This is a genomic window from Pseudomonas sp. S3_E10 (assembly GCF_054667615.1).
This window is the reverse complement of sequence record NZ_CP162743.1, coordinates 361,998-384,643: the sequence shown is the minus strand read 5'-3', so window position 1 is coordinate 384,643 and position 22,646 is coordinate 361,998. Positions and strand designations below refer to the sequence as shown.

Below are 22,646 nucleotides of genomic sequence, written 5' to 3'. Positions count from 1 at the left end.
CAATATCGTTCATCCGCAGCGTCACACCTTGTCGGACTCTTCCTCAAGTCTGTCCATTTCAAATAGCCGCGCCAGTTCCGCACGGGCTTCCTGGGCGGTTTGCATGACTTTGGCCGCGTCGTCGTACACCGCGTGCTGGGCGGCGAGTACTTGCAGGTCGTGGTTCTTGAAGCGGTTGATGCGTGCATCGGCCTGGGCCTGGCTCAACCCCAGGCCCACCAGGGTGCGGCGGCTCATTTCCAGGCTGGAGTAGAAGGTTTCGCGAACCGGCGAGGCGTCCAGGTCCACCAGGCGGTGTACGTGCTGGCGGTTACGGGCGCGGGCGATGATCTTCATGTGCGGGTAGAGGTTGCGCACCAGTTCCGCGGTCTTGATGTTGATCTCCGGGTCGTCCATGGCGATCACAAAGAACTCGGCCTGGTCGACCTTGGCCGCGTGCAGGATCTCGGGGCGTTGCGGGTCACCGTAAAACACCGGCATGCCGCCGAAGCTGCGGGTCAACTCGATGGTTTCCACCGAGGTATCGAGGGCGATGAACGAGATGTTCTGGGCGCGCAGGATCCGCGCGACGATCTGGCCCATGCGGCCCATGCCGGCGATCACCACGCGCGGCGCGTCGCTTTCGATGGCGCGATATTCCTCGGGCACTTCCACTGCTTTGACCTTGGGCTTGAACAACTTCGGGCACACCAGCAACAGCAGCGGCGTGACCGCCATGGACAGGGTAATGGTCAGCACGAGGATGTCGTAGAGGTGGGGTTCGAACAGGCCCTGGTCACGGCCGATCTTGAACACGACAAAGGCGAACTCACCGCCGGCGGCCAGCACTACGCCAAGGCGCAGGGCGCTTTCGCGGTTGAGGTCGCCCACCAGCCGGCCCACGGCATAGAGCAGCGGCAGCTTGAGGCCGATCAGCAGCAGGGTCAGGCCGATCACCACCAGCGGTGAACTGATCAGCAGGCTGAGGTTGGCGCCCATGCCCACACTGATAAAGAACAGCCCCAACAGCAGGCCCTTGAACGGTTCGATCTGGGATTCCAGTTCATGGCGGTACTCCGAATCCGCCAGCAGCAGGCCGGCAAGGAAGGCGCCGAGGGCCATGGACACTCCCACCAGCTCCATCAGCCAGGCCGTCCCGATCACCACCAGCAAGGCGGTGGCCGTGGACACTTCCCGCAGCCCGGTCTTGGCGACGATGCGAAACACCGGGCGCAGCAGGTAACGCCCGCCGATGATCACCACGGCGATGCTGCCGAGGATCTGTAGCACGTGCTGCACGCCTTCGGCTTCGGTGGTGGGGTGATCACTGCCGGCCAGCAGCGGCACCATGGCGATCAGCGGGATCGCGGCGATGTCCTGAAACAGCAGAATCGCAAAGGCCAGCCGGCCGTGGGGCTGGTTCAGCTCCTTGCGCTCGGCCAGGCTTTGCAGGCCAAACGCCGTGGACGACAGCGCCAGGCCCAGGCCCAGCACGATGGCGCTGTTCCAGGCCTGGCCAAATACCCAAAGCGCCACCGCACCCATCACCACCCCGGTCAACAGCACCTGGGCCAGGCCGACACCGAACACCGCCTTGCGCATCACCCATAAACGCTTGGGCGACAGCTCCAGGCCGATGATGAACAGCAGCAACACCACCCCCAGCTCAGAGAACTGCGCGACACTTTGCGGGTTGCCGATCAGGCCCAGTACCGAGGGGCCGATGATCACACCGGCGAACAGATAACCGAGCACCGCGCCCAGTTGCAGGCGCTTGGCCAGCGGCACGGTGAGCACAGCGGCGAGCAGGAACACCACCGCTGCTTGTAACAGGTTGCCTTCATGGGGCATTGCGAACTCCAGGATCTTTAAAGCCAATCAACAGGTGCGTATTAGAGCGCTTTTTACATTTCGAAAATTGTGTTTTTGCGGCATGTCGGGGGATGCCTCGCCATTTCTATGGGCTGATGGCGCTTATTGAGCCTCTTCAGGCGCCAGGACCCGCGCCGGTCAGGATTCACCGTCCTGTCGCTCACCCTTTGTTACTATCGCTGCCCCCGTCACCAGGAGTCACCGCCCCATGCAACGCCAGTGGGATGAAATGCACCGCACCCGCAAACCCACGTTCGTACTGTGTGGCGAGCCCCGGGGCGATGTGCTCAATCTCTATGTCCATGGTTATTCGGCGTTCTTCAATCGCCAGCAACTGGGCAATTTCAAGGCGCAACTGGCGAGTATCGAAGGCTCCACCAACCTGATGCTGTTCTGGCCGGCGGGGCACTTTCTGGAAAACCTGTTTGCGCCCTTCAAGGAGGTGATCGCCGCGATGCTCGGCGGCGGCGTGGGGGCAGCCACCGTGGGGGTGGGCAAGGCGATCGCGTATTTTCTTGATCACTACAAAAGTGTCGAGGCTCGGGTGGACGAGGTGGCCGGCAGCTTACTGCCGGAACTGGCCGCCTACCTGCACGGTGAGTCGCTGCAGGTGCGGCGCATCAACCTGATCGGCCATTCCCTGGGCGCGCGGATTCTGGTCAAGAGCCTGCTGGCCAGCCCCGAAACCGCACGGGAGCTGCCGTTGGATAACCTGCTGCTGATGGGCGGGGCGATTTGTACGTCGAGCCCTTGGGATGAAGTGGCGGCACCGCTCAAGGGGCGGGTGATCAACTGCCATTCCAGCAAGGATTGGGCCCTGGCCCTGAAACCCGATACCGAGCGCTGTATAGGCCGTTATGCCATCCCGCTGACGCCGGCGCTGAAGACCAAGGTCAGCAATGTGCATTTGGCCAGCTTCGACCACGCCGCCTACTGGCCGCAGTTGCAAACGGTGGTGCAGTACACCGACCTGTTGCAGGAGCGGCGCGGCCTGATCCGCTCCGACCAGCGCAGCGCCGAGGTGCGTTTTGCCGAGGAGGACGCAGACTTGTTCCCGGCCCTGGTGCGGGCGCGGCCGGAGGAACTGAAGTTCCTGGCCGAGTTGATGGCGCAAAAACGCAGCGCGTCGATTGATGCCGGCGTGCGCGAGCCGCTCAAGTTGGCCATCGAGTTACAGCGCATGGGCGGTGACAGCTTTATGAACCTGGCCCGTGGCCATGGCGTGGGTTATCGCCAGATCGCCGAAGCCGTGGCGCGACGCCTGGGCATCAGGTTTGAGCAGCCGCTTGACAGTGTGGTGCTGGCAGACATTGAAGCTCAGGTGGCCGAAACACTCATCGAGCAGTACAAGGACAAGCTCAGCAACGCCGATCGGCAGGTATTCGACGCCGAGCTCCGGGCCGCCGCGCAAAAAGAGCAGGGCGTGTTCCATCGCATCGACGTGAGCCGTACGGCCACTACCGCGTTGAGCGGTACGGCATTGGCCGGGTTGACCGGGTTTATCCTGCGCCGGGGCGCGGCCACGGCTATTCCAGTGGTGGGCCAGGCGTTGGCGGCGGCCATGCTGTTGGTGAGCGGTGTACGGGCGTTTTCCGGCCCGGCCTATTCGATCACTACCCTGGCGGTGCTGGTGATCGGGGTGATTCGCCAGCGCATGGAGCGTGAAGCGCTGAACCAGGAGATGGACTTGGTGGTGCAGGTGGTGGAGGCGTTTGACTTGCCCCGTGACACGGTGATGCGCACGGTTGCATCCGACTGATAAGCTGCGCGCCTGTTTAGTGTGTTTGCCTGGGATACCGCGTGAAATTCAGCCTGCCGAAAATCGCTACCGCCCCGTTCTGCCCGCCGGAAGTGGCCGGTTCTGTCGCCGTCGACCCCAAGGCTTCGTTCTTCAAGCGCATCCTCATGTTTGCGGGCCCCGGCCTGCTGGTGTCCATCGGCTATATGGACCCCGGCAACTGGGCCACCGCTATCGAAGCCGGCTCGCGCTACGGCTACAGCCTGTTGTTTGTGGTACTGCTCGCCAGCTTGGCGGGGATGGCGGTGCAGTGCCTGTGCTCGCGGCTGGGCATCGCCACCGGCAAGGACTTGGCGCAACTGTGCCGCGAGCGCTACAGCAAGCGCTCGGCCCGCACCCAATGGGCGCTGGCGGAGATCTCCATCATTGCCACCGACCTGGCCGAAGTGCTCGGTTGCGCCCTGGCGTTTCACCTGCTGCTGGGGGTTTCGCTGACCACCGGCATTGTGATCACGGCGTTCGATACGTTGTTGGTGCTGGCCCTGCAAAACCGCGGTTTTCGTCGCCTGGAAGCGATCATGCTGGCGTTGGTGGCAACCATCGGCGTGTGTTTTTTTATTGAACTGGCGTTGATCAAGCCTTACTGGCCCGACGTGTTCAGCGGCTTCGCGCCGTCGCTGTCAGCCATCAGCGATGCCGCACCGCTGTACCTGGCCATCGGTATCCTGGGTGCCACGGTGATGCCCCATAACCTCTATTTGCACAGCTCGGTGGTGCAGACCCGCCTGATCGGCAAAGACCTGGCCAGCAAACAGGACGCGGTCAAACTGGCGCGTATCGACACCATCGGCTCCCTGGCCTTGGCCTTGTTGGTCAACGCCGCGATCCTGGTACTGGCCGCCGCTGCTTTCCACAAGACCGGGCATACCGACGTGGTGGAAATCCAGGACGCCTACCACCTGCTCGACCCCTTGGTAGGAGGGGCATTTGCCAGCATCCTGTTCGGTATCGCCTTGCTGGCGTCCGGGCAAAGCTCGACGTTTACCGGCACCATCGCCGGGCAAGTGATCATGGAAGGCTACCTGAACCTGCGCATTCCCTGCTGGCAACGCCGCCTGATCACCCGTGGGCTGGCGCTGATCCCGGCATTTCTGGGCGTGTGGCTGATGGGCGATGACGCGATCGGCAAGTTGCTGATCCTGAGCCAGGTGGTGCTCAGCCTGCAGTTGCCGTTTGCCCTGTACCCGCTGATCCGCATGACCGGCGACAAACAGCTGATGGGCGCGTTCGTCAATCGGCTTCCTACCAAGGCGTTGGTGTGGTTGCTGTTTGCGGTGATCAGTGGGGCGAATGGGTGGTTGATAGGGCAGTGGCTGTTCTGATCGAACAGTGGGGCCTCACGGATTTGGTAGTTTGACCGAGTGTTTTTGCTTCACCCCAGGGCACGGTCATCAGGTGGCTTGCGCCCTGTTTTGGCCAGGCGACGATGAGATTCGCTTACCGATCCCAATACGGGACCGTCCCAAAACACGCCACAAAGTAGTCAATCACGGTCCTGACCTTCAGCGACAAGCGCCGGCTCCCCGGCCACAACGCCGCGATCTGCTGCGGCTCCAGCGTGGTTGCCACCTGATAGTCGGTCAGTACCGCTTGCAAGGTGCCGGCACGCAGGCTGTCACCGATCAGCCAGGATGGAAACACCACCAGGCCCAGACCCTGTTCGGCGGCGTGGGTGAGGGTGTCGGCATGGTTACCGGTGATCGGGCCTGTGACGCTGTAAGGCGTCCAGTTGCCCTGGTCGCGGCGCAAGAACCAGCGCTCCTGGCCGTTGACGCCTTTGTAGGCCAGGCATTGATGGTTGGCCAGTTCGTCTGGGTGCGTGGGCGTGCCATGTTTTGCCAGGTAGGCGGGGCTGGCGGCGATGCGGAAACGCTGGGGCGCAAAAATACGCGCCTGCATGCTGGAATCATTGAGCACGCCGATGCGAAATAGCAGGTCGGTGCCGTCTTGCAACGGGTCGACGAAGGTGTCGGTTTGCTGGATATCCAGTTGCAGCTTCGGGTAGCGCCGACACAACTCGCCCAGCCAGGGCGAAAGATGGCGCTGGCCGAACACCATCGGCGCGTTGATGCGCACCAGCCCACTGGGTTCGCTGTCCTGTTCCTGCAACGCCTGGCTGGCGGCTTCCAGCTGTTCGAGCATCAAGCGTGCATGCCGCCCCAGTAAGCGCCCGGCTTCGGTGGGGCTGACGGCGCGGGTATGGCGATAGAGCAATTGCTGGCCGACGGCGTGTTCCATGAGTTGGATTTGCCGCGAAATCGAGGAGGGCGCCAGGCCCTCGCGGCGCGCCACTTCGGAAAAACTGCCGTGGTCCAACACCGCGACGAATAGGCGCAGCGCCTTGAAACTCAATTCATTCAAACCCTGCATCGTGGCTCCAGGCTGTGCGTTTTACGCAAAGGTGTTGTCGGCATGCTCCCATTTATCGCACAGGACCACCACCGGATAATGCGCGCCATCCAATTCTTTGTTGAAGCGCAGGTGATGTATGCGAGCCAGTTCTGTCGAGGGTGTGGCGCAAGCCGCGCCAAAAAATAACCTTCTGCGGTTGTTGTTACTGCCGCTGGTGATCCTGGCGGGCATGGGCTTGTCGGTCGAGGCCGGTTTGCTCGGGCCGCTGGGTGAGCAAGTGGGGCATTTGTGGGCAACCTTGAGCATCTTTGGCGTGGGCTCGGCGATTCTGGTCTTGCTGCTGCTGTTCAGCGGCCCGCAAAAAGGCCCGGCGCTCACTGAGCTGCCACGCTGGCAACTGATCGGCGGCTTGCTGGGGCCGATTTACGTGGTGGTGCTGACCCTGGCTACGCCGCACATCGGTATCGCCATGACCATGATCGCGATTCTGTCGGGGCAGGTGGGCAAGAGTGTGTTGATCGACCACTTCGGCTGGTTCGGCGCGGCGCGCAAGCGCGTCAACGGCGAGCGGTGGATTGCGCTGGCGTTGATTGTGGCGGCACTGGTTTTGATTGCACGAGGGTAAGCGGATGAATCTGATGATGTTATTGGTCGTGGTGGTGGCCGCCGGCGCGGTATTGAGCGTGCAAGCGGCCATCAACGGTCGCTTGGGCCAGACGGTCGGCGTGCTGCGCAGCAGCCTGGTGACCTTTGCGGTCGGCGCGCTGGTCACGGCGCTGTTGATTTTCTTCTTTGAACCGGCACAGGCAGTGAGTTTGCTCGACGTACCGAAATGGCAGCTGACGGGCGCGCTGTTTGGCGTGGTGTACATGATGGTGATGGTCGGTGCGGTGCCGGTGGTCGGTGCGGCGGTGGCGACCGTGGCAGTGATCACGGGGCAGTTGGCCATGGGCATGTTGATCGATAACTTCGGCTGGCTGGGCAATCCTGCCATCGAACTGTCCGGCAGCCGGTTGTTGGCGATGGCGTGCCTGGCGCTGGCGCTGGTGTTCATGTACCGCAGCAACACGCGCACCGACTGATGGTTTGAACGATCGGCATGAGCCCGCAGTCATTGCTTAAGGTGCCGGCGCTCGCCGCACCGGGACGACCATGAAAGAGGAGTCTGAACATGCCAGATCAAACCTGTGCCTGCCCACACTGCAAATGCGTGCTGGGCGCCGACGCGGTCATGAAAGACGGTAAGGGTTATTGCTGCCAGGGCTGTGCGCAACACCATGCCCATGGCGAGCCTTGTGCTTCGGCCACGGGCTGCGAGTGCGCCAAGTCGGCTCATGGCTGAAAGCCAAAACCGTGTGGGGGCGTATGTGCTCCCACACGTTAGTGTGCCGCGGCTATTGGGTTTCCAGCTCAAGCCTCAGGCTGTGGTCCGACAGGCGTTGACGATCCTTGACGACCCCGCTGGTGCGACGGCCTTCGAGCGCAAACACCACGGTCTGCGCATCGTGCAAGTCTTCCGGCAACGGCTGGAACACCTTGACCACCAGCCAGCCGGGTCGTCGTTGCACGCTCACCTGGCATTCGACGTGCTTGGCCAATGGCCCAAACAGCGTGTCCTGGGTGTAGTCAATGCGCGCCTTGCCATTGAACAGTGCGGGTAAATTCATGCTGTTTTCTCCTTGATCACGCCTGGGCGCGCGCGTCCGAGCGGCGCCATTGCACGTTGGTGATGCCGAACTTTTCGGCCTGCTCCCGGCTGGTCTTCTTGACCTGCTCGCGAGCGAAGCGGCCGATACGCCCCACGCCGGCGTCGCAGCTCGCCCAATGCCAGGCTTCCAAGGCATCGAGCTTTTCCAGCCGGATAATGAATGACTTGGCTTCGCCATGAAGGGTGTAGTCGATTACAAACAGTTTTGCGTTATTCATTGGTCCATCAATCCTGTGGTGTAAACAAGTGATCCCCGGGGCCTGTAAAAATTCACTCGGATTGTCGAGCGGTCATCATTACCATGGTGGCCTGTCCCTCCAATGATGTGCGCCCTATGGCCCTGGCTGCGCCCCCCGATTTGAGTGATCACGCCGTCCCCGTGCAACCTTTGGCGCGAACCTATCCGCGTGGTTTGTATGTGGAGCGCCACAGCCACGACTGGGGCCAATTGCTGTATGCCATGAGCGGGGTGATGTGGGTCGAGACACCTCGCGAAGCCCTGGTGGTGCCACCCCAGCGCGCGGTATGGCTGCCGCCGGGGGTGGAGCATGGGATTCGCGTGGTCTCGGACCTGCAGATGCGCAATATCTACCTGCGCCCGGCCCTGGCGACGACGCTGGACAGCCAGGTGCAAGTGATCGAGGTGGGTGGGTTGCTGCGCGAGCTGATCGTCACGCTGGTGGAGGAGGGGGACGGCGACGATGCGACGTACTACGACGCGGTGGTCGGCCTGGCCCTGTTGGCGTTGCAACGGGCGCGGCGTTCGCAGATCCGCATCGCCATGCCGCCGGACACCGACCGTCGTCTGGTCAGTGCATGCCAGGCGGTCATGGCCGCGCCGTCCCTGGATATCCCGTTCGAACAGCACGCCGAAACGGCCGGTGCCAGCGTGCGCACCTTGGCGCGGCTGTTTCAGAGCCACCTGGGCATGGGGTTCGCCGAATGGCGCCGCCAGGTGCAACTGGCCACGGCGGCGGCCGAGTTGATCCAGGGTCGGCCGGTCAACGGTATTGCCCGCTCCCTGGGCTATTCACCGAGCAGTTTCAGCGACATGTTCCGCCGTGAACTGGGTGTTGCGCCTTCGCAGTACACCGGCTGAGGTTTGGCCGAAAGGCTGAAGCAGTTGGCCGATGGCGATACGCGGGGCTGCTTAGACTAAGCCCATCCACCCACACGGCGTTGCCCCCATGAATTACCTGATTTCCCTCGCCATCGGCCTGTTGGTCGGCGTGATCTACGGTGCCCTGGATTTCCGCTCACCCGCACCGCCCGCCATCGCCCTGGTGGGCCTGACGGGCATGCTGCTAGGCGAAAAACTGTGGCCCATGGGGCGGCAGCTGGTCAGCGGTTGGTTGTCTTGACTCCTTTTTCCTGCGATGGATGTTGCCCATGAAAGCCCTGCAATTTTCTGCCACCGGCGACCTCGCCGCGCTGAGCCTTGTTGACGTTGAAACCCCGGTGCCGGCTGCCGGCGAGGTGCTGGTCCGGATCAAGGCGGCGGGCCTGAACCCCAGTGATGTCAAGAACGTGCTCGGTCGCTTCCCCTACACCACGCTGCCACGTATTCCCGGCCGGGATTTCGCCGGTGTGGTTGTTGAAGGCCCGCAGGCGCTGCTGGGTCGGGACGTTTGGGGTACCGGCCGCGATCTGGGTTTTTTCGCCGACGGCTCCCACGCCCAATACCTCAGGGTGTCGGCCAAGGGGGTGGCGCATAAGCCCACGCATCTGAGCTTTGCCCAGGCCGCCAGCCTCGGCGTGCCGTACACCACCGCGTGGGACGCGCTGGAGCGCAGCGGTGTGGGCAAGGGCACGCGGTTGCTGGTGATCGGCGCGAACGGTGCCGTGGGCAGTGCGGCGCTGGCCTTGGCGAAGATCCGCGGTGCCCAGGTGCTGGCGGCGGTGCGCAAAGCCGATCAGGCCGAGGCATTGCAGGCGCAAGGTATGCAGGCGATTGTGCTGGGCGAGCCGCAAGGTTTGGGCGCGCAGGTCAATGCCGTATACCAGGGCGGCGCCGACGTGATCTTCGACACCACGGGTTTCTGGCTGCCCGCCGCCGTCGCAGGCCTGGCACCGTTCGGTCGCATCGCGATCATCGCGGCCCCGGTGGACGGCCACGTGCAGTTGCCGGCCCTGGCGCTGTACCGCAAGGGCGGGTCGGTGGTGGGCATCAATTCATTGCTTTATAACTGCGAGCAATGCGCAGTGATGCTGGAGCAGTTCGGGCGCTTTTTCGATGAAGGTTCGCTGCCGTTGCCGACGGGATTGCGTGAAGTGGCGCTGGTGGACGGCGTGCGCAGTTACCAGGAAGTCAACGGCGGCAGTGTGGATAAGATCGTCTTCCTGCCGTGATACGAGCCAAGTGTGGGAGGGGCAAAACCCCCTTCCACAGCTTGATTTTGACTAGGCGTCGGGCACGCCTTTTTCCCAGGCCGACCAGTTCTTGAGGATCGCCTGTACCAGTGGGTTACCCGTGCGGTAGAGGTTTTCCAGCGCCGGTACAAACCCGCCCTGGTCCGCGTACTTCAACAGGTTATCCACTTCGCTGTAGCCTGGGTAAGGACGGTCGAAATCGGAACCCGCGCGCACCACGGCCAGGCGCTGGATATCCACCAAGCCTTCACGGCTGGCGCGCAGCAGCGCCTCGTAGGTGGAGTTGTCTTCCTGCTGGGTGGTGCAGTATTCGCCTTTGTTGTCCGTGAGTAATCGGGTCCAGACTTCGGCGCGTTCGCTCAGGCGCGTGCCGGAGAACCAGGTATTGCCCGCCAGCGTGTCGCAGCGGGTGACCTGCGGCGGTTGGTTGGCGGGGGCGGCGGGGTAGTGTTTGCGCCAGGCGGTCGATTCCTTGCTCTCTGTGAGTTCAACCTTGTGCGACAGGGCAAAGGCCTTGGCCTGCAGTTTGGGGTTGAGTTCGAACACTTCGGTCTTGTAGTCCAGCGGCGGCTTTTCGTTGGGGCCTTTGGTGTTGATGCCGATGTAACCGGTCGGCCATTCCTTGGGCGCATCGCGCGAGTCCAGCTCCCACTGAGTGCCGAACTCCACCAGGTAGTGCGCCCAGGCGGCGGTGCCGATCGTGCCGTGCTTGGGGTTGATGCCGGCGATTCCGGCGACCAGAAAGTAGCTCTGGCGCAGGTCGAAACTGGGCGACAAGGCCAGCGCCAGGGTAGATGCGGCGGCGTTGGTCTGGCCCATGCCGGTCACCAGCAGGCACACCTCTTGGGTGTTACAGCGGATCACCGGGTATTCGGCGGACAGGCCCGGCACGCGCACTTCCTGTTTGAGTTCCAGGCGATCGATCCAGGTTTGCGCCTCGGGGGCGAACATGGTGATCAGCATCACCTTGGGTTTGATCGGCGCGTTTTGGGCGAGCGCCACATGGGGTAGCAGGGCAAGGCCTGCGGCTATCGAGAGGTGGGTAAAGGTATTCATCTAAAGCTCCTTGATCAGAATTGATAGCCCACGCCGGCGTAATAACCCCAGCCGTCTGAGCGCGCGCGGAAGTTGCCTTCGCCGAAATTCAACTCGCTGCCATCCTCCCAATTGCCGCCGTTGTGGAAGTAACGGCCGACCAGCGTGAAGCGCAGGTGGGTGAAGGAATACAGCAGCACGTTGGTCGCCACGGTGGAGTTGGCGGTGCGTGCCGGGTTGTCCTTGTGCAGGTTTGAGCCGAAATCGTGGTTGGTGAAGCCGATGTACGTCAACGAGGCGCCGTTGTCGAACGAGGCGATGGGCACGATGTACTTCATCTGCGCGCGGTAGCCGTCCCAGGAATATTCGTTGCTGGCGCCGTAGTTCTCCCACTGGTAACGCCCGTAGAAGTTGGCCGACAAGTTGACCCGCGAGTGGGTGTCGATATCGGTACCCAGGCCGCTGTACAGGGTGTTGGCGCGGTTTTGCTTATTGCTGCCGTGGTCGTAGATCCAGTCGAATGCCACGTACCATTCTTTGAACGGGCCGATGGCCAGGCTGCGACCGGCCAGGTAATCGATGGAAATACGCGGTTCATGCTCCATGAACACCGGCGAGCCATGGTCCCATGCACCTTTGTCATTGCTGTTACCGATGCCGAGGATCTTAGGCACGTCAATGTAGCCGTACAGCTCGAAGGGGCCCTTGCGGCCGAAGTACTCGTATTCCAGGTAGACATCGTCCTGCGGCTTGGGGCCGAAGCTGATGTCTTTGCTGCCGATCAGCGTCAGGTCCTGGTTGAACCACTCCGACAGATAGACGTTTTTTTTCGCCGGGGTGGCTTCAGGGGCCAGGGTTTCGCCCTGTGCTGAGTCATTGGAGGGGGATTCCTGCGCCAAAATGGGTGCGCTGAGTACTCCCGTAACGGCGGCCAGTAGCAAGGAAACACCAAAGCAAGCACGAGGCCTTGAGGTGAAGTGCATTGAAAATCCCTATTCGTACGCGATGTGAACCCGCTTCTGCGAGTGGTGGCGAACTTGGCGAGCAAGCTCTTATCGCAAACGTTTGCACACGCTGTACCAACTTTACTCAACAGCTTGAATGAGCTGACAAAAAGCCGGATTAGTCGACCTTTCGATCAGAAATGACTGGGTGTCATTTGTTCGCTGCGATTGAACAGGTGCATGGCGGTTTCACGGCGATATTCGCTCGGTGTCTGGTTCATCTCGATACGAAAGTGCCGGTTGAAGTTGGACAGGTTCGCGTAGCCCACTTCAAAACAGATATCGGCCACTGACATATCGCTTTGCAGCAACAGCCGGCAGGCGCGCTGCACGCGGAATTTGCGCATCAGGTCAATAAAGCCGTGGCCGGTATTGCGCTTGAAAAACCGCGAGAAGCCTGGTTCGCTCATCTGCAGTTGCTGGGCGATCACCGACAGGCGCAGGTCGCCGGTGAGTTCGCGCATGAGGTAGTCGAAGGCCTTGTTGATGCGTTCGGCGCTGCGTGCGTCGAGCGTGGGCGCATAGCAGGGGCTGGCCAGGGGCTTGGTGTGTGCAGGGGGCGCGTTTTTCAGTGTGTCGAGCAGTTGCAGGAACAGGATCAGCCGCTGCAGGCCATGGGCGCGGCCGATGTCTTCCATCAAGCGGGCGGCTTCTAGCGCGGTGGCGCCGCTGAACTCCAGGCCGCGCCGCGCCTGCTCGAACAGCGCTTGCAGATCGCCCAGTTCCGGCAGGGTCTTGCGCAGGGCGAGGAGGGCGGCGCCGTCGAACTGCAGCACCACATCGCGTCCGCTCAGATGTTCGCCGGGCGCCAGTTCGCCGATCCAATCGTGTGGCAGGTCCGGGCCGATCAACGCGACATGGCCGGCACCGAACGCGCCGATATAGTCGCCCGCCACCAACTTGCCGCTGCCCTGGCGGATCAGGTGGATCTCAAATTCGGGGTGGTGGTTCCAGCGCGCCAGGTCGTAGGGGTAATCATGCTCGAACCAGCGGAAGCAGTGATCCGGCTCCGGCAGGATCACTTCGAGTTCGGCGGGGCGGTGTTCAAACAGTTGGGCGCGGCTAACGGGCATGGTGCTGTCGGTTTTTTATTGGAATGCCCTAAAAATACGCGCCCCAGGCCTTCAGGCGCTACCCTCGATGTTGTCCGGCACTGGTACTTTTTTGATCCTGGGGGCGTGGTTAAAAAAGTATCACCTGGGCATCCGCCATTCGTTTGTGAGGGGTTGGCCAAGCTGCTGTAATCGGCGCTCACAACAAAAACAACAGGTGGAAACCGCCATGCTCCCGAAGTGTAAAGCCACGTTCCCCACAGCACTGTGCCTGCTCTGCGGCCTGGCCTTGGCCCTGCCCAGTCATGCCGCCGAGACCGTGACCATCGCCACGGTCAACAACAGCGACATGATCCGCATGCAGCGCCTGTCCAAGGTGTTCGAGCAGCAGCACCCGCAGATCAAGCTCAACTGGGTGGTGCTCGAAGAAAACGTGCTGCGCCAACGCCTGACCACCGACATTGCCACCCAGGGCGGCCAATTCGACGTGCTGACCATCGGCACTTACGAAACCCCGCTGTGGGGTACCAAGCAATGGCTGGAACCGCTGAGCCAGCTGCCGGCCGATTACGACGTCGAGGATATTTTCCCCTCGGTACGCCAGGGGCTGTCGGTCAATAACACGCTCTACGCCCTGCCGTTCTACGGTGAAAGCACCGTCACCTATTACCGCACCGATCTGTTCAAAAATGCCGGCCTGAGCATGCCCGCGCACCCCACCTGGACCCAACTCGGCGAGTTCGCCGCCCAGCTCACGGCTAAGGATAAGGGCGAATACGGCATGTGCCTGCGCGGCAAGGCCGGCTGGGGCGAAAACATCGCGCTGTTGAGCACCATGGCCAACGCCTTTGGTGCGCGTTGGTTCGATGAACAGTGGAAGCCCGAGCTGACCAGCCCCGAGTGGACCGCCGCCGCCAACTTCTACGTCAATACCCTCAAGCAATATGGCCCGCCGGGCGTGTCCAGCAATGGTTTCAATGAGACCCTGGCACTGTTCAACAGCGGCAAATGCGCCATTTGGGTGGATGCCAGCGTCGCCGGCTCCTTTACCACGGATGCCAGCCAGAGCAAGGTGGCCGACCGTGTCGGTTTCGCCGCCGCGCCCACAGAAGTTACGGACAAAGGGTCCTCCTGGCTCTACGCGTGGTCCCTGGCGATCCCGGCCACCTCCAAGCACAAGGACGCCGCCAAGGCCTTTATCACCTGGGCCACGTCCAAGGCCTACATTCAACTGGTCGCCGACACAGACGGCCTCACTAACGTACCGCCCGGCACGCGCCAGTCCACTTACAGCGACGCCTACTTGAACGCCGCGCCGTTCGCCCAGGTGACCCTGCAAATGATGAAGCACGCCGACCCCGCGCACCCGTCGGTCAAGCCGGTACCGTACGTGGGCATCCAGTACGTGACCATCCCCGAGTTCCAGGCCATCGGCACCTCGGTCGGCAAGTTGTTCTCGGCGGCGCTGACCGGTGGCATGACGGTTGATCAGGCGTTGATGCAGGCGCAATCGACCACAGAGCGCGAAATGAAACGCGCCGGATACCCGAAGTGATTGTTACAGGACATCCTCATGAAACGACTTGAAGGTAAAAGTGCGCTGATCACCGGATCGGCGCGCGGGATCGGCCGCGCGTTTGCCCAGGCATATATCGCCGAAGGCGCCACCGTCGCCATCGCCGATATCAACCTGCAACGCGCCCGGCAAACGGCTGCCGAACTGGGGCCACAGGCCTACGCGGTGGAGATGGACGTCACCGACCAACTCTCCATCGATGCCGCGATGAGTGCCGTGGTGGCCCATGCCGGCAAGCTGGATATCCTGGTCAACAACGCGGCGCTGTTCGACCTGGCGCCCATCGTCGACATCACCCGCGACAGCTTCGAGCGGCTGTTCTCGATCAACGTCGCCGGCACATTGTTCACATTGCAGGCTGCGGCCCGGCAGATGCTCCACCAGGGCCACGGCGGCAAGATCATCAACATGGCCAGCCAGGCCGGGCGGCGTGGCGAGTCGTTGGTGGCGGTGTATTGCGCAACCAAGGCGGCGGTGATCAGCCTGACGCAATCGGCGGGGTTGAACCTGATCAAGCACGGGATCAACGTCAACGCCATCGCCCCCGGCGTGGTTGACGGTGAACATTGGGATGGGGTGGATGCGTTGTTCGCCCGGCATGAAGGGCTGGCGCCGGGGGAGAAGAAGAAACGGGTAGGCGCTGAGGTGCCGTTTGGGCGGATGGGGACGGCTGAAGACCTCACCGGCATGGCGATCTTCCTTGCTTCGAAAGAGGCTGATTATGTAGTGGCCCAGACGTACAACGTCGATGGCGGCAATTGGATGAACTAGCCCCCTCCCACAGCTGATCTGCATGAGCCTGACTATTCAGCAAAGCTGCGATCGAAGAAATAGACCTCACCGGGCTTCAGGCTTTCCAGCGTCGCCTGGGGCCTGCCGCCTTCACCCGGCTTTTTGCGCCCCGTCTCACGCAAATACCCCGCCTCGGTCAGCTTCAGCAACCGCTGGCGAATACTGGTCTTCAACACGGGCCGTGTAAGCACCAGGGAAAAAATCGCAGTCGCTTGCGGCGCACTGAATTCCTTGCCCAGAAACATCAGCGGCAAGCTGCTGTACAGCGACTTGGACAGCAGGCGTTCCTGCACGGCCGCCACGATCTGGTTGTGATCGAACGGCAGCTTGATACTGCCGTCCGCCACCGCATTCAGCGAAAACCAGGCCTGATGTTCAGCCAGGGTTACCTCATCCGCCACAATCGCCAGGTAATAAGTGGACGACGACCAGCATCGCGGGTCGCGAAACGCGTCGCCTACCGTGCCAACCTGCTCGCTCCAGGCCAGCTCCAGGCCGACTTTGTCACTGGCGCGCAACCGTTCCACGGCATCCTTGAGGCTCAGATCTTGCACGCCGCCATTGACCACCACACCCGGCAGCGCCCAATGCCCGGCGAAGGGCTCGGCGTCGCGTTTGTTCAGCAGCAGTTTGAGTTCGCCCGAGGTGCGGCAGTAAAACAGTACGCACAGGTCGACGGTGTGGAGATAGGCGCTAAGTGGCATGTGAAGTCCTTCCGAACGGCGGTGGGGCACAGTCTAGCGGATCGAACAGCGATGTCATGTACTTGCTCCAGCACAGGTAAATAAATGTTTCTTGCAATGAAAGTACATGACGTGTACTTTTGTTTCCAGGCCATAGGAGAATCATCATGACCCTTGCGAAAACCGCCCTTGCTTCATTCGATGTTGATGCCCAAAAGAGCTTCACGCCGCTGTGCCCCAACGAGTTGCCTGTGGCCGGTGGCGACCAGATCGGCGCCGAACTCAATTACATGGCCGGCCTCGCCGGGCATCGCGTTGGTAGCAAAGACGCGCACACCCCGTATGCGCCCTGGGTGGTCACCCACCCGAGCGAGATGATGAAACCCACCGGCCTTGTGCATGCCGACCTCACCTGGGTCAGCCACTGCGTACCGGGTACCGACGGCTTTACCCTGCTCGATGAACTGCCCACGCCGTATGACTACGATTACTTCGTCTGGAAAGGCGTCGAACCCGACCTTCACCCGTACGGCGCGTGCTACCACGACCTGCACGACAAACTGTCCACCGGCGTGATCGAGTACCTCAAGGCCCAAGGCGTGGTCCGCGTGCTTGTCGGTGGCCTGGCCCTGGACTATTGCGTCAAGACCACCGCCTTGCAGTTGCTCAAGGCCGGCCTGGAGGTCGTCCTGCACCTGCCGGCCTGCCGAGGTATCAGCGAGGAGGGCGGCGTACAGGCTGTCAATGAGTTGCTCAAGGCCGGTGCTGTGATCAGCAGCACCCGCGAAGAACTGGCCGCGATGGCCACGCGTTAAGGAGAACCACCATGGAAAGTGCCTACGACTACGAAACCCCGGTGATCCAGGGCTTGCTCGACACCGATTACTACACCTTCACCATGATGCAGGCCGTGCTGCACCAGCACCCCAATGTGGATGTGGAATACAACTTCATCGTGCGCTCCAAGGAAAACCTCGGTCACTTGATCCCGCCGTTACGCGACGAGCTGGAAAAGCTCGCCGGCCTGCAGATGCGTGAAGGCGAACTGCGCTTTTTGTTCAACCCGCGCTTTCGCGAATACCTCACCCCGGACTACGAGCGCTTCCTTGGCCTGTTCCGTTTCAATCTGCGCTACATCCACGTCAGCGAGGTCGACGGCCAACTGAACATCCGTGTCATCGGGCCGATGCTGCACTGCATCATGTTCGAGCAGCCGGTGCTGGCACTGGTGAGCGAATTGCGCAACCGTGATAAATACCCCGACGTGACCCTGGAAGCTGTCACCCGCAAGCTCTATCAGAAATTCGACTGGCTGGAAAAAAACCTCAGTCGCGAGGAGCTCGCCGACCTGCGTGTCTCGGACTTCTCCACGCGCCGTCGCCTGTCGTTCAAGGCCCAGCGCGAGGTCGTGGACATCATGCGTCGCGACTTCCCCGGCCAGTTCGTCGGTACCAGCAACGCGCACCTGGCTTACGCGTTCGACTTGCCGCTGATCGGCACCATGGCGCACCAGTGGATGATGGTGCACCAGCAATTGGGCCGCCTGCGCGAAAGCCAGAACGCCGGCCTGGAAAACTGGGTGCGTGAATACCGTGGCCGCCTGGGCGTTGCGTTGACCGACACCATCAGCACCGATTTTTTCCTCAAGGACTTCGACCTGTACTTCGCCAAGCTCTATGACGGCCTGCGCCAGGACTCCGGCGACCCCATCGCCTGGGCCGACAAGGTGTTGGCCAAATACAAGGAACTCGGTATCGACCCCATGACCAAAGACCTTATGTTCTCCGATGGCCTGAACTTCGAAAAATGCCTGCCGATCCTGCGCCATGTGCGTGGCAAGGCCAAATTCGGCTTCGGCATGGGCACCAGCCTTGCCTGCGATGTGGAGGGTGTGGAACCCCTGAGCATCGTGATGAAGCTGGTGCGGGTCCACGGCGAACCGGTGGTGAAATTCTCGGATGACCCGATCAAGAACGTCTGCGAAGACGCCTCGTTTTTGCAGTATGCAGCCAAGGTATTCAATGTCGGCAACGTGGAGGTGTGACATGCAAGACCGTATCGCGCGGGAACTGAAGATCGACCGCACCCTGGTGAAGGGCGGTGAAGCCAAGGAAATCCAACGGCGTATCGACTTCATCAAGACCACGTTGCGTGAGTCGGGCTGCAAGGCCTTGGTACTTGGCATCAGCGGCGGGGTGGACTCGCTCACCGCCGGGCGCCTGTGCCAATTGGCGGTGGAGCAACTGCGCGACGAAGGCTACACCGCACGCTTTATCGCCATGCGCCTGCCCTACAAAACCCAGGCCGATGAAAGTGACGCCCAGGCCTCCCTCGATTACATCGTCCCGGACCATATCGACACCCTCAACATAGCCGCCGGCGTCGACGGCCTCATGGCCAGCTTGTCTGCTGGCGATGCCAACGCTGCCCAGCTCGACTTCATCAAGGGTAACGTCAAGGCGCGCACCCGCATGATCGCGCAGTACGCGGTGGCCAACCTGCATAACGGGCTGGTGGTCGGCACCGACCATGGCGCCGAGGCGCTGATGGGCTTTTTCACCAAATTCGGCGACGGCGCCTGCGACCTGGCCCCTTTGTCCGGCCTGACCAAAACCCAGGTGCGCCTGCTGGCCAGCGCCCTCGACGCCCCGGCGAACCTGGTGCACAAACACCCCACCGCCGACCTCGAAGAACTGGCTCCGGGTAAGTTGGATGAAGCCGCATACGGCTGCTCGTACGCCGAGATTGATGCGTACTTGATGGGCGAGCCGGTGAGCGAGCAGGTGCGAGCGATTGTCGAGGGGGCGTACCGCAAGACCGCGCACAAGCGGGCGCTGCCTGTCGCACCCTAGCATTTGATGGTTGCGCGAATTCCAGCCGAACCGATTGGCCCTGGTTCCCACGCCTTCAGATCGCGGCCAGGGCCAATGCGGGGGCCGCTGTGCGGGCTCGGCGCCAATACGCTCGGCTGTCAAAGCACAAGAACATTGGATCCACTTACGGTATAACCCTCGGACGCTTTTGTTCTTCGAGGCCCCGTTTTTCATGCAAAGCCCTTTGCAACGCCCGCTGTGGCAGGTCTACCTGCTCTTTCTGGCACCGATGGTGCTGTCCAACTTCCTGCAGAGCTTTTCCGGCACCCTCAACGGTATCTATGTGGGGCAAATGCTGGGTACCCAGGCGTTGGCGGCGGTTTCGGGGATGTTTCCCATCGTATTTTTCTTTATCGCCCTGGTGATCGGCCTGGGGGCGGGCGCTTCGGTGCTGATCGGCCAAGCGTGGGGCGCCCAGCAAACGGCGATGGTCAAGTCGATTACCGGCGCCACGCTGGCCCTGGGCGCCCTGGTGGGGTTGATCGCGGCGGTGTTGGGCAGCCTGTTTGCGCGGCCGGCGTTGCAGGCATTGGGCACACCGATTGATGTGCTTGACGACGCGGTGGGTTACGCCCAGATGATGATGCTGATCATGCCGCTGCTGCTGGTCTTTATCCTTTATACCCAGTTGCTGCGCGGCGTGAGCGACACCGTTTCACCCTTGCTGGCGTTGATGGTCTCAACGCTGGCAGGCCTGTTGCTGACGCCTGCGCTGATTCGCGGCTGGATCGGCCTGCCGCCCATGGGGATCCAGAGCGCGGTGTATGCCGGGCTGGTGGGTAACGCCTTGGCGATGCTGTTTTTGGTGTTGCGCCTGCGCCATAAGCGCCATGTGATGGCGCCGGATCGCGAACTGCTTGCGGCCTTGCGCCTGGACCGCGCGATCCTCGGCAAAGTCCTGCGTATCGGCCTGCCCACCGGCTTGCAGATGGTGGTGTTGTCGTTGTCCGAGCTGGTCATCCTGGCGCTGGTCAATGGCCACGGTTCCCAGGCCACGGCGGCTTACGGCGCCGTGACGCAGATCGTCAACTACGTGCAGTTCCCGGCGCTGTCGATTGCCATCACCGCCTCGATCCTGGGCGCCCAGGCGATTGGTGCCGGGCGCCTGGAGCGCATCGGGCCGATCCTGTGCACTGGGTTGTTGATCAACACCTGTCTCACCGGTGGCCTGATTGTGCTGGGGTATGGGCTGTCTCATTGGTTGCTGGGGCTGTTCATCACCGACGACGCGGCGCGAGTCAATGCCGAACACCTGTTGCACATCATGCTGTGGAGCATCCTGGTGTTCGGCTTTCAGGCGGTCATCGGCGGGATCATGCGCGCCAGCGGCGTGGTGTTGATGCCGGTGGCCATCTCGATATTCTGCGTGCTGTGCGTGGAATTGCCGGTGGCGTATCTGTTCAATGCGCACTTTGGCCTTGAAGGGGTTTGGATGGCATTTCCGGTGACTTACCTGGCGATGCTGGCCTTGCAGGTCGCGTACTACCGGTTGGTGTGGCGACATAAGCAGATCAAGCGGCTGGTGTGATAACAGGCTGCGCAATTTAAGGACAGAAGGCTTCTAAATCATGGCAAACCCCTACGCCGAGTTGTTCCAGGTGCCTGGCGCCCGGGCTTTCGTATTGGCCGGCATGCTGGCGCGCATGCCGGTGTCGATGACCGGTATCGGCCTGATTACCATGCTCTCTCAGGTGCATGGCGGCTATGGCCTGGCGGGCTCGGTGGCCGCCGTGTTTGCCTTGGCCACGGCGTTTTGCGCGCCGCAGGTATCACGGTGGGTGGACCGTTACAGCCAGGGGCGGGTGCTGCCGGTTGCCGCGTTGATCGGCGGCGGGGCGTTGTTGATGCTGTTGCTGTGCACCCGTTTGCAGGCGCCGAACTGGACGTTGTTCCTGTTTGCCGCCCTGGCCGGTTGTATGCCGAATATGTCGGCCATGGTGCGCGCGCGCTGGACCGAGTTGTACCGGGGGCAGCCGCAGCTGCAAACCGCGTTTGCCCTGGAGTCCGTGCTCGACGAGGTGTGCTTTATCATCGGCCCGCCGATTTCGGTGGGCCTCAGTGTGGTGCTGTTTCCCGAAGCCGGGCCGCTGGTGGCCGCGCTGTTGCTGGCGGCAGGAGTGACCACGTTCGTGTTGCAACGGGCCACTGAACCCCCCGTGCATGAACACCAGGCGCACCACGCGGGCTGGCTGATCGCTTCGCCTTCGGTACTGATTTTGATGATCCTGCTGCTGGCCATGGGCGTCATCGTCGGCGTGGTGGATGTGGTCAGCGTTGCGTTTGCCCAACATCAGGGCCAGCCGGCGGCGGCCAGTATCGTGCTGTCGGTGTACGCCATCGGTTCGTGCCTGGCGGGGCTGGCGTTTGGCACGCTCAAGCTCAAGGCGCCGTTGCCCCGGCAGTTCCTGTTCTGTGGGGTGGCCACGGCGTTGACCACGTTGCCGTTGTTGCTGGTAACCAACATTCCGGGCCTGGCGGTGGCGATCTTCGTTTCCGGGCTGTTCTTCGCGCCCACTCTGATCGTGTCCATGGCCTTGGTGCAGCAGGTGGTTCCAGCCAGTCGCCTGACCGAAGGCATGACCTGGTTGATCACCGGCCTGAGCATCGGCGTGGCCATCGGTGCCGCCGGCTCCGGCTGGATGATCGACCATTTCGGCGCCACCAGCGGCTTCTGGGTGGCGTTGGCGGCAGGGGCGGTGGTATCGGGCTCGGCAGTGTTGGGTTATCGGCGCTTGGGCTGATCAGCCAATCGCCGGGCCTGCATCCGCGCTGTGATGGTGCAGGAATTCGTTCAGCGCCTGACGGGTCAGGTCGTTGAGCGTGACTTTTTTCGTGCCGCGGCCAGGGCCGCAGCCAGATGCAGTTCATGGCCGACGCGCACGTTGAACGAGCCTTTGCAAGGTTTCTCCGGGGTTTGCCCCAGCGACTGGCACGTCGCGAGGTAGTCATCCACCGCCTCGTGAAACGCCGCGTCCAGTTCGGCGACGGTTTTGCCTTCATAGCTGACCAAAGCCTTGATGAACAGAATCTTGCCGAACAGGCAGTTGTCTTCGAGGCTGGCTTCGATGGAGCCTATGTAGCCTTTGTATTTGAGTTGGTTGTTCACGGAATCAGTTCTCCTGATCGCAAGTGTTCGATGATCTGGCGCCGAATGTAGTGTTTCAGTTCGTTGCCGGGGTGAGGCCTGTGCAAGGTGATCATTGCACTGGGGTTGCCGATGTCGAACTTGACGCGGCTTCCAGCCCCTTCAATCTGTGTGTAGCCCAGCCGTCGCAATAGCGTGACCCATTCGGGCCAGGTAAATAACGTTTGTTCATTGAGCAATTTGGCGAGCAGCTTTTCATTTTTGGACACGGCGTTCCCTGCGTGTAACTAAATGTAGTTGCAAAAAGTGATGGGCGTCAATGCTAGCTCCGGTCTGCGTGGCTTTCCTGAAATTGATGTAACCCTTGATGACGCCTCCTTCCCAGCCTTCCAGCCGCCGCTAATTTTTCCCTTTGCGATTCGTTTTATAGGGACGACGTGCCTTTGTGCTTCCTGCCTATTGCTCCG

24 protein-coding genes and 1 pseudogene are annotated in these 22,646 nt (G+C 61.8%); 15 read left to right on the top strand and 10 right to left on the bottom strand.

Going from position 1 to position 22,646, the window contains the following annotated elements; genetic code table 11:
* Positions 1-21: 21 nt before the first annotated feature.
* Complete coding sequence (locus AB4N98_RS01485) at positions 22-1,830, bottom strand: monovalent cation:proton antiporter-2 (CPA2) family protein (protein WP_017530257.1); 1,809 nt, start codon at positions 1,828-1,830, stop codon at positions 22-24.
* A 229-nt stretch (positions 1,831-2,059) separates the two neighbouring features.
* Here AB4N98_RS01485 and AB4N98_RS01480 point away from each other — a divergent pair, with 229 nt between their 5' ends.
* Both AB4N98_RS01480 and AB4N98_RS01475 read left to right on the top strand, forming a co-directional pair.
* Positions 2,060-3,610 (top strand): DUF726 domain-containing protein, encoded by a 1,551-nt coding sequence (locus AB4N98_RS01480; protein WP_068933689.1) that lies wholly within the window; start codon positions 2,060-2,062, stop codon positions 3,608-3,610.
* Positions 3,611-3,651: 41 nt separating this feature from the next.
* The gene (locus AB4N98_RS01475) at positions 3,652-4,971 is read left to right on the top strand and encodes an Nramp family divalent metal transporter (protein ID WP_017530259.1); all 1,320 of its coding nucleotides are present in this window, start codon (positions 3,652-3,654) and stop codon (positions 4,969-4,971) included.
* A 115-nt stretch (positions 4,972-5,086) separates the two neighbouring features.
* Here the strand turns inward: AB4N98_RS01475 and AB4N98_RS01470 are convergent, their stop codons facing one another.
* Positions 5,087-6,019, bottom strand: a complete 933-nt coding sequence (locus AB4N98_RS01470) for a LysR family transcriptional regulator (protein WP_017530260.1) — start codon at positions 6,017-6,019, stop codon at positions 5,087-5,089.
* Between the two features lie 118 nt (positions 6,020-6,137).
* Here AB4N98_RS01470 and AB4N98_RS01465 point away from each other — a divergent pair, with 118 nt between their 5' ends.
* The 3 genes from AB4N98_RS01465 (at position 6,138) to AB4N98_RS01455 (ending at position 7,343) form a co-directional block, all read left to right on the top strand.
* The gene (locus AB4N98_RS01465; RefSeq protein WP_116079726.1) at positions 6,138-6,626 is read left to right on the top strand and encodes a DMT family transporter; all 489 of its coding nucleotides are present in this window, start codon (positions 6,138-6,140) and stop codon (positions 6,624-6,626) included.
* 4 nt (positions 6,627-6,630) lie between these two features.
* A complete protein-coding gene (locus AB4N98_RS01460; protein WP_017530262.1) occupies positions 6,631-7,083 on the top strand; it encodes a DMT family transporter in 453 nt (150 codons plus the stop codon).
* A gap of 89 nt (positions 7,084-7,172) precedes the next feature.
* On the top strand, positions 7,173-7,343 hold the full coding sequence (locus tag AB4N98_RS01455; protein ID WP_017530263.1) for a metallothionein: 171 nt from the start codon (positions 7,173-7,175) through the stop codon (positions 7,341-7,343).
* Between the two features lie 52 nt (positions 7,344-7,395).
* Here AB4N98_RS01455 and AB4N98_RS01450 read toward each other — a convergent pair whose 3' ends face one another.
* Positions 7,396-7,668, bottom strand: coding sequence for a hypothetical protein (locus AB4N98_RS01450; RefSeq protein WP_017530264.1), 273 nt, complete (start codon positions 7,666-7,668; stop codon positions 7,396-7,398).
* A 16-nt stretch (positions 7,669-7,684) separates the two neighbouring features.
* Positions 7,685-7,927 carry a DUF6555 family protein gene (locus AB4N98_RS01445; RefSeq protein ID WP_017530265.1) on the bottom strand — a complete coding sequence of 81 codons (243 nt, stop codon included), beginning with the start codon at positions 7,925-7,927 and terminating at the stop codon, positions 7,685-7,687.
* 116 nt (positions 7,928-8,043) lie between these two features.
* On the opposite strand from AB4N98_RS01445, the gene AB4N98_RS01440 reads away from it, so the two are divergent.
* The 3 genes from AB4N98_RS01440 (at position 8,044) to AB4N98_RS01430 (ending at position 10,058) form a co-directional block, all read left to right on the top strand.
* Positions 8,044-8,808: an AraC family transcriptional regulator gene (locus AB4N98_RS01440; RefSeq protein ID WP_026067451.1), complete on the top strand. Its 765-nt coding sequence runs from the start codon at positions 8,044-8,046 to the stop codon at positions 8,806-8,808.
* 88 nt (positions 8,809-8,896) lie between these two features.
* The gene (locus tag AB4N98_RS01435) at positions 8,897-9,070 is read left to right on the top strand and encodes a DUF1427 family protein (protein ID WP_017530267.1); all 174 of its coding nucleotides are present in this window, start codon (positions 8,897-8,899) and stop codon (positions 9,068-9,070) included.
* 28 nt (positions 9,071-9,098) lie between these two features.
* Positions 9,099-10,058 carry a quinone oxidoreductase family protein gene (locus AB4N98_RS01430; protein WP_116079728.1) on the top strand — a complete coding sequence of 320 codons (960 nt, stop codon included), beginning with the start codon at positions 9,099-9,101 and terminating at the stop codon, positions 10,056-10,058.
* Between the two features lie 51 nt (positions 10,059-10,109).
* Here the strand turns inward: AB4N98_RS01430 and AB4N98_RS01425 are convergent, their stop codons facing one another.
* From AB4N98_RS01425 to AB4N98_RS01415, 3 genes are all read right to left on the bottom strand, one after another.
* Positions 10,110-11,135: a purine-nucleoside phosphorylase gene (locus AB4N98_RS01425; RefSeq protein WP_065877925.1), complete on the bottom strand. Its 1,026-nt coding sequence runs from the start codon at positions 11,133-11,135 to the stop codon at positions 10,110-10,112.
* Positions 11,136-11,149: 14 nt separating this feature from the next.
* Complete coding sequence (locus AB4N98_RS01420; protein WP_017530270.1) at positions 11,150-12,097, bottom strand: nucleoside-specific channel-forming protein Tsx; 948 nt, start codon at positions 12,095-12,097, stop codon at positions 11,150-11,152.
* A 155-nt stretch (positions 12,098-12,252) separates the two neighbouring features.
* Complete coding sequence (locus tag AB4N98_RS01415) at positions 12,253-13,191, bottom strand: AraC family transcriptional regulator (protein WP_116079730.1); 939 nt, start codon at positions 13,189-13,191, stop codon at positions 12,253-12,255.
* A gap of 208 nt (positions 13,192-13,399) precedes the next feature.
* Here AB4N98_RS01415 and AB4N98_RS01410 point away from each other — a divergent pair, with 208 nt between their 5' ends.
* Positions 13,400-14,725 carry an ABC transporter substrate-binding protein gene (locus AB4N98_RS01410; RefSeq protein ID WP_065877929.1) on the top strand — a complete coding sequence of 442 codons (1,326 nt, stop codon included), beginning with the start codon at positions 13,400-13,402 and terminating at the stop codon, positions 14,723-14,725.
* Positions 14,726-14,743: 18 nt separating this feature from the next.
* On the top strand, positions 14,744-15,517 hold the full coding sequence (locus AB4N98_RS01405; protein WP_065877931.1) for an L-iditol 2-dehydrogenase: 774 nt from the start codon (positions 14,744-14,746) through the stop codon (positions 15,515-15,517).
* A gap of 32 nt (positions 15,518-15,549) precedes the next feature.
* Here the strand turns inward: AB4N98_RS01405 and AB4N98_RS01400 are convergent, their stop codons facing one another.
* Complete coding sequence (locus AB4N98_RS01400) at positions 15,550-16,242, bottom strand: NUDIX hydrolase (RefSeq protein WP_017530274.1); 693 nt, start codon at positions 16,240-16,242, stop codon at positions 15,550-15,552.
* Between the two features lie 146 nt (positions 16,243-16,388).
* On the opposite strand from AB4N98_RS01400, the gene AB4N98_RS01395 reads away from it, so the two are divergent.
* The 5 genes from AB4N98_RS01395 to AB4N98_RS01375 all read left to right on the top strand — a co-directional run bounded on the left by AB4N98_RS01395 (position 16,389) and on the right by AB4N98_RS01375 (position 21,835).
* Complete coding sequence (locus tag AB4N98_RS01395; RefSeq protein WP_017530275.1) at positions 16,389-17,036, top strand: nicotinamidase; 648 nt, start codon at positions 16,389-16,391, stop codon at positions 17,034-17,036.
* Between the two features lie 11 nt (positions 17,037-17,047).
* A complete protein-coding gene (gene pncB / locus AB4N98_RS01390) occupies positions 17,048-18,265 on the top strand; it encodes a nicotinate phosphoribosyltransferase (protein ID WP_017530276.1) in 1,218 nt (405 codons plus the stop codon).
* Position 18,266: 1 nt separating this feature from the next.
* Positions 18,267-19,073: an ammonia-dependent NAD(+) synthetase gene (gene nadE / locus AB4N98_RS01385; protein WP_017530277.1), complete on the top strand. Its 807-nt coding sequence runs from the start codon at positions 18,267-18,269 to the stop codon at positions 19,071-19,073.
* A gap of 193 nt (positions 19,074-19,266) precedes the next feature.
* On the top strand, positions 19,267-20,622 hold the full coding sequence (locus AB4N98_RS01380) for an MATE family efflux transporter (RefSeq protein ID WP_065877943.1): 1,356 nt from the start codon (positions 19,267-19,269) through the stop codon (positions 20,620-20,622).
* Positions 20,623-20,662: 40 nt separating this feature from the next.
* A complete protein-coding gene (locus tag AB4N98_RS01375) occupies positions 20,663-21,835 on the top strand; it encodes an MFS transporter (protein WP_065877933.1) in 1,173 nt (390 codons plus the stop codon).
* On the opposite strand, the pseudogene AB4N98_RS01370 reads toward AB4N98_RS01375, so the two are convergent.
* Together AB4N98_RS01370 and AB4N98_RS01365 are read right to left on the bottom strand one after the other, a co-directional pair.
* Positions 21,836-22,200: pseudogene (locus AB4N98_RS01370) on the bottom strand (type II toxin-antitoxin system HicB family antitoxin).
* Entirely contained in the window at positions 22,197-22,448 is a 252-nt protein-coding gene (locus tag AB4N98_RS01365) for a type II toxin-antitoxin system HicA family toxin (protein WP_065877936.1), read from the bottom strand. Before AB4N98_RS01365 ends, AB4N98_RS01370 begins: the two are co-directional and overlap by 4 nt.
* Between the last annotated feature and the right edge of the window lie 198 nt (positions 22,449-22,646).

Bases quoted from the DNA above. Each gene is read 5' to 3' on its own strand.
- AB4N98_RS01485 (WP_017530257.1), bottom strand. From the start codon at position 1,830: ATGCCCCATGAAGGCAACCTGTTACAAGCAGCGGTGGTGTTCCTGCTC.
- AB4N98_RS01480 (WP_068933689.1), top strand. From the start codon at position 2,060: ATGCAACGCCAGTGGGATGAAATGCACCGCACCCGCAAACCCACGTTC.
- AB4N98_RS01470 (WP_017530260.1), bottom strand. From the start codon at position 6,019: ATGCAGGGTTTGAATGAATTGAGTTTCAAGGCGCTGCGCCTATTCGTC.
- AB4N98_RS01465 (WP_116079726.1), top strand. From the start codon at position 6,138: ATGCGAGCCAGTTCTGTCGAGGGTGTGGCGCAAGCCGCGCCAAAAAAT.
- AB4N98_RS01460 (WP_017530262.1), top strand. From the start codon at position 6,631: ATGAATCTGATGATGTTATTGGTCGTGGTGGTGGCCGCCGGCGCGGTA.
- AB4N98_RS01455 (WP_017530263.1), top strand. From the start codon at position 7,173: ATGCCAGATCAAACCTGTGCCTGCCCACACTGCAAATGCGTGCTGGGC.
- AB4N98_RS01450 (WP_017530264.1), bottom strand. From the start codon at position 7,668: ATGAATTTACCCGCACTGTTCAATGGCAAGGCGCGCATTGACTACACC.
- AB4N98_RS01445 (WP_017530265.1), bottom strand. From the start codon at position 7,927: ATGAATAACGCAAAACTGTTTGTAATCGACTACACCCTTCATGGCGAA.
- AB4N98_RS01440 (WP_026067451.1), top strand. From the start codon at position 8,044: ATGGCCCTGGCTGCGCCCCCCGATTTGAGTGATCACGCCGTCCCCGTG.
- AB4N98_RS01435 (WP_017530267.1), top strand. From the start codon at position 8,897: ATGAATTACCTGATTTCCCTCGCCATCGGCCTGTTGGTCGGCGTGATC.
- AB4N98_RS01430 (WP_116079728.1), top strand. From the start codon at position 9,099: ATGAAAGCCCTGCAATTTTCTGCCACCGGCGACCTCGCCGCGCTGAGC.
- AB4N98_RS01425 (WP_065877925.1), bottom strand. From the start codon at position 11,135: ATGAATACCTTTACCCACCTCTCGATAGCCGCAGGCCTTGCCCTGCTA.
- AB4N98_RS01420 (WP_017530270.1), bottom strand. From the start codon at position 12,097: ATGCACTTCACCTCAAGGCCTCGTGCTTGCTTTGGTGTTTCCTTGCTA.
- AB4N98_RS01415 (WP_116079730.1), bottom strand. From the start codon at position 13,191: ATGCCCGTTAGCCGCGCCCAACTGTTTGAACACCGCCCCGCCGAACTC.
- AB4N98_RS01410 (WP_065877929.1), top strand. From the start codon at position 13,400: ATGCTCCCGAAGTGTAAAGCCACGTTCCCCACAGCACTGTGCCTGCTC.
- AB4N98_RS01405 (WP_065877931.1), top strand. From the start codon at position 14,744: ATGAAACGACTTGAAGGTAAAAGTGCGCTGATCACCGGATCGGCGCGC.
- AB4N98_RS01400 (WP_017530274.1), bottom strand. From the start codon at position 16,242: ATGCCACTTAGCGCCTATCTCCACACCGTCGACCTGTGCGTACTGTTT.
- AB4N98_RS01395 (WP_017530275.1), top strand. From the start codon at position 16,389: ATGACCCTTGCGAAAACCGCCCTTGCTTCATTCGATGTTGATGCCCAA.
- pncB (WP_017530276.1), top strand. From the start codon at position 17,048: ATGGAAAGTGCCTACGACTACGAAACCCCGGTGATCCAGGGCTTGCTC.
- nadE (WP_017530277.1), top strand. From the start codon at position 18,267: ATGCAAGACCGTATCGCGCGGGAACTGAAGATCGACCGCACCCTGGTG.
- AB4N98_RS01380 (WP_065877943.1), top strand. From the start codon at position 19,267: ATGCAAAGCCCTTTGCAACGCCCGCTGTGGCAGGTCTACCTGCTCTTT.
- AB4N98_RS01375 (WP_065877933.1), top strand. From the start codon at position 20,663: ATGGCAAACCCCTACGCCGAGTTGTTCCAGGTGCCTGGCGCCCGGGCT.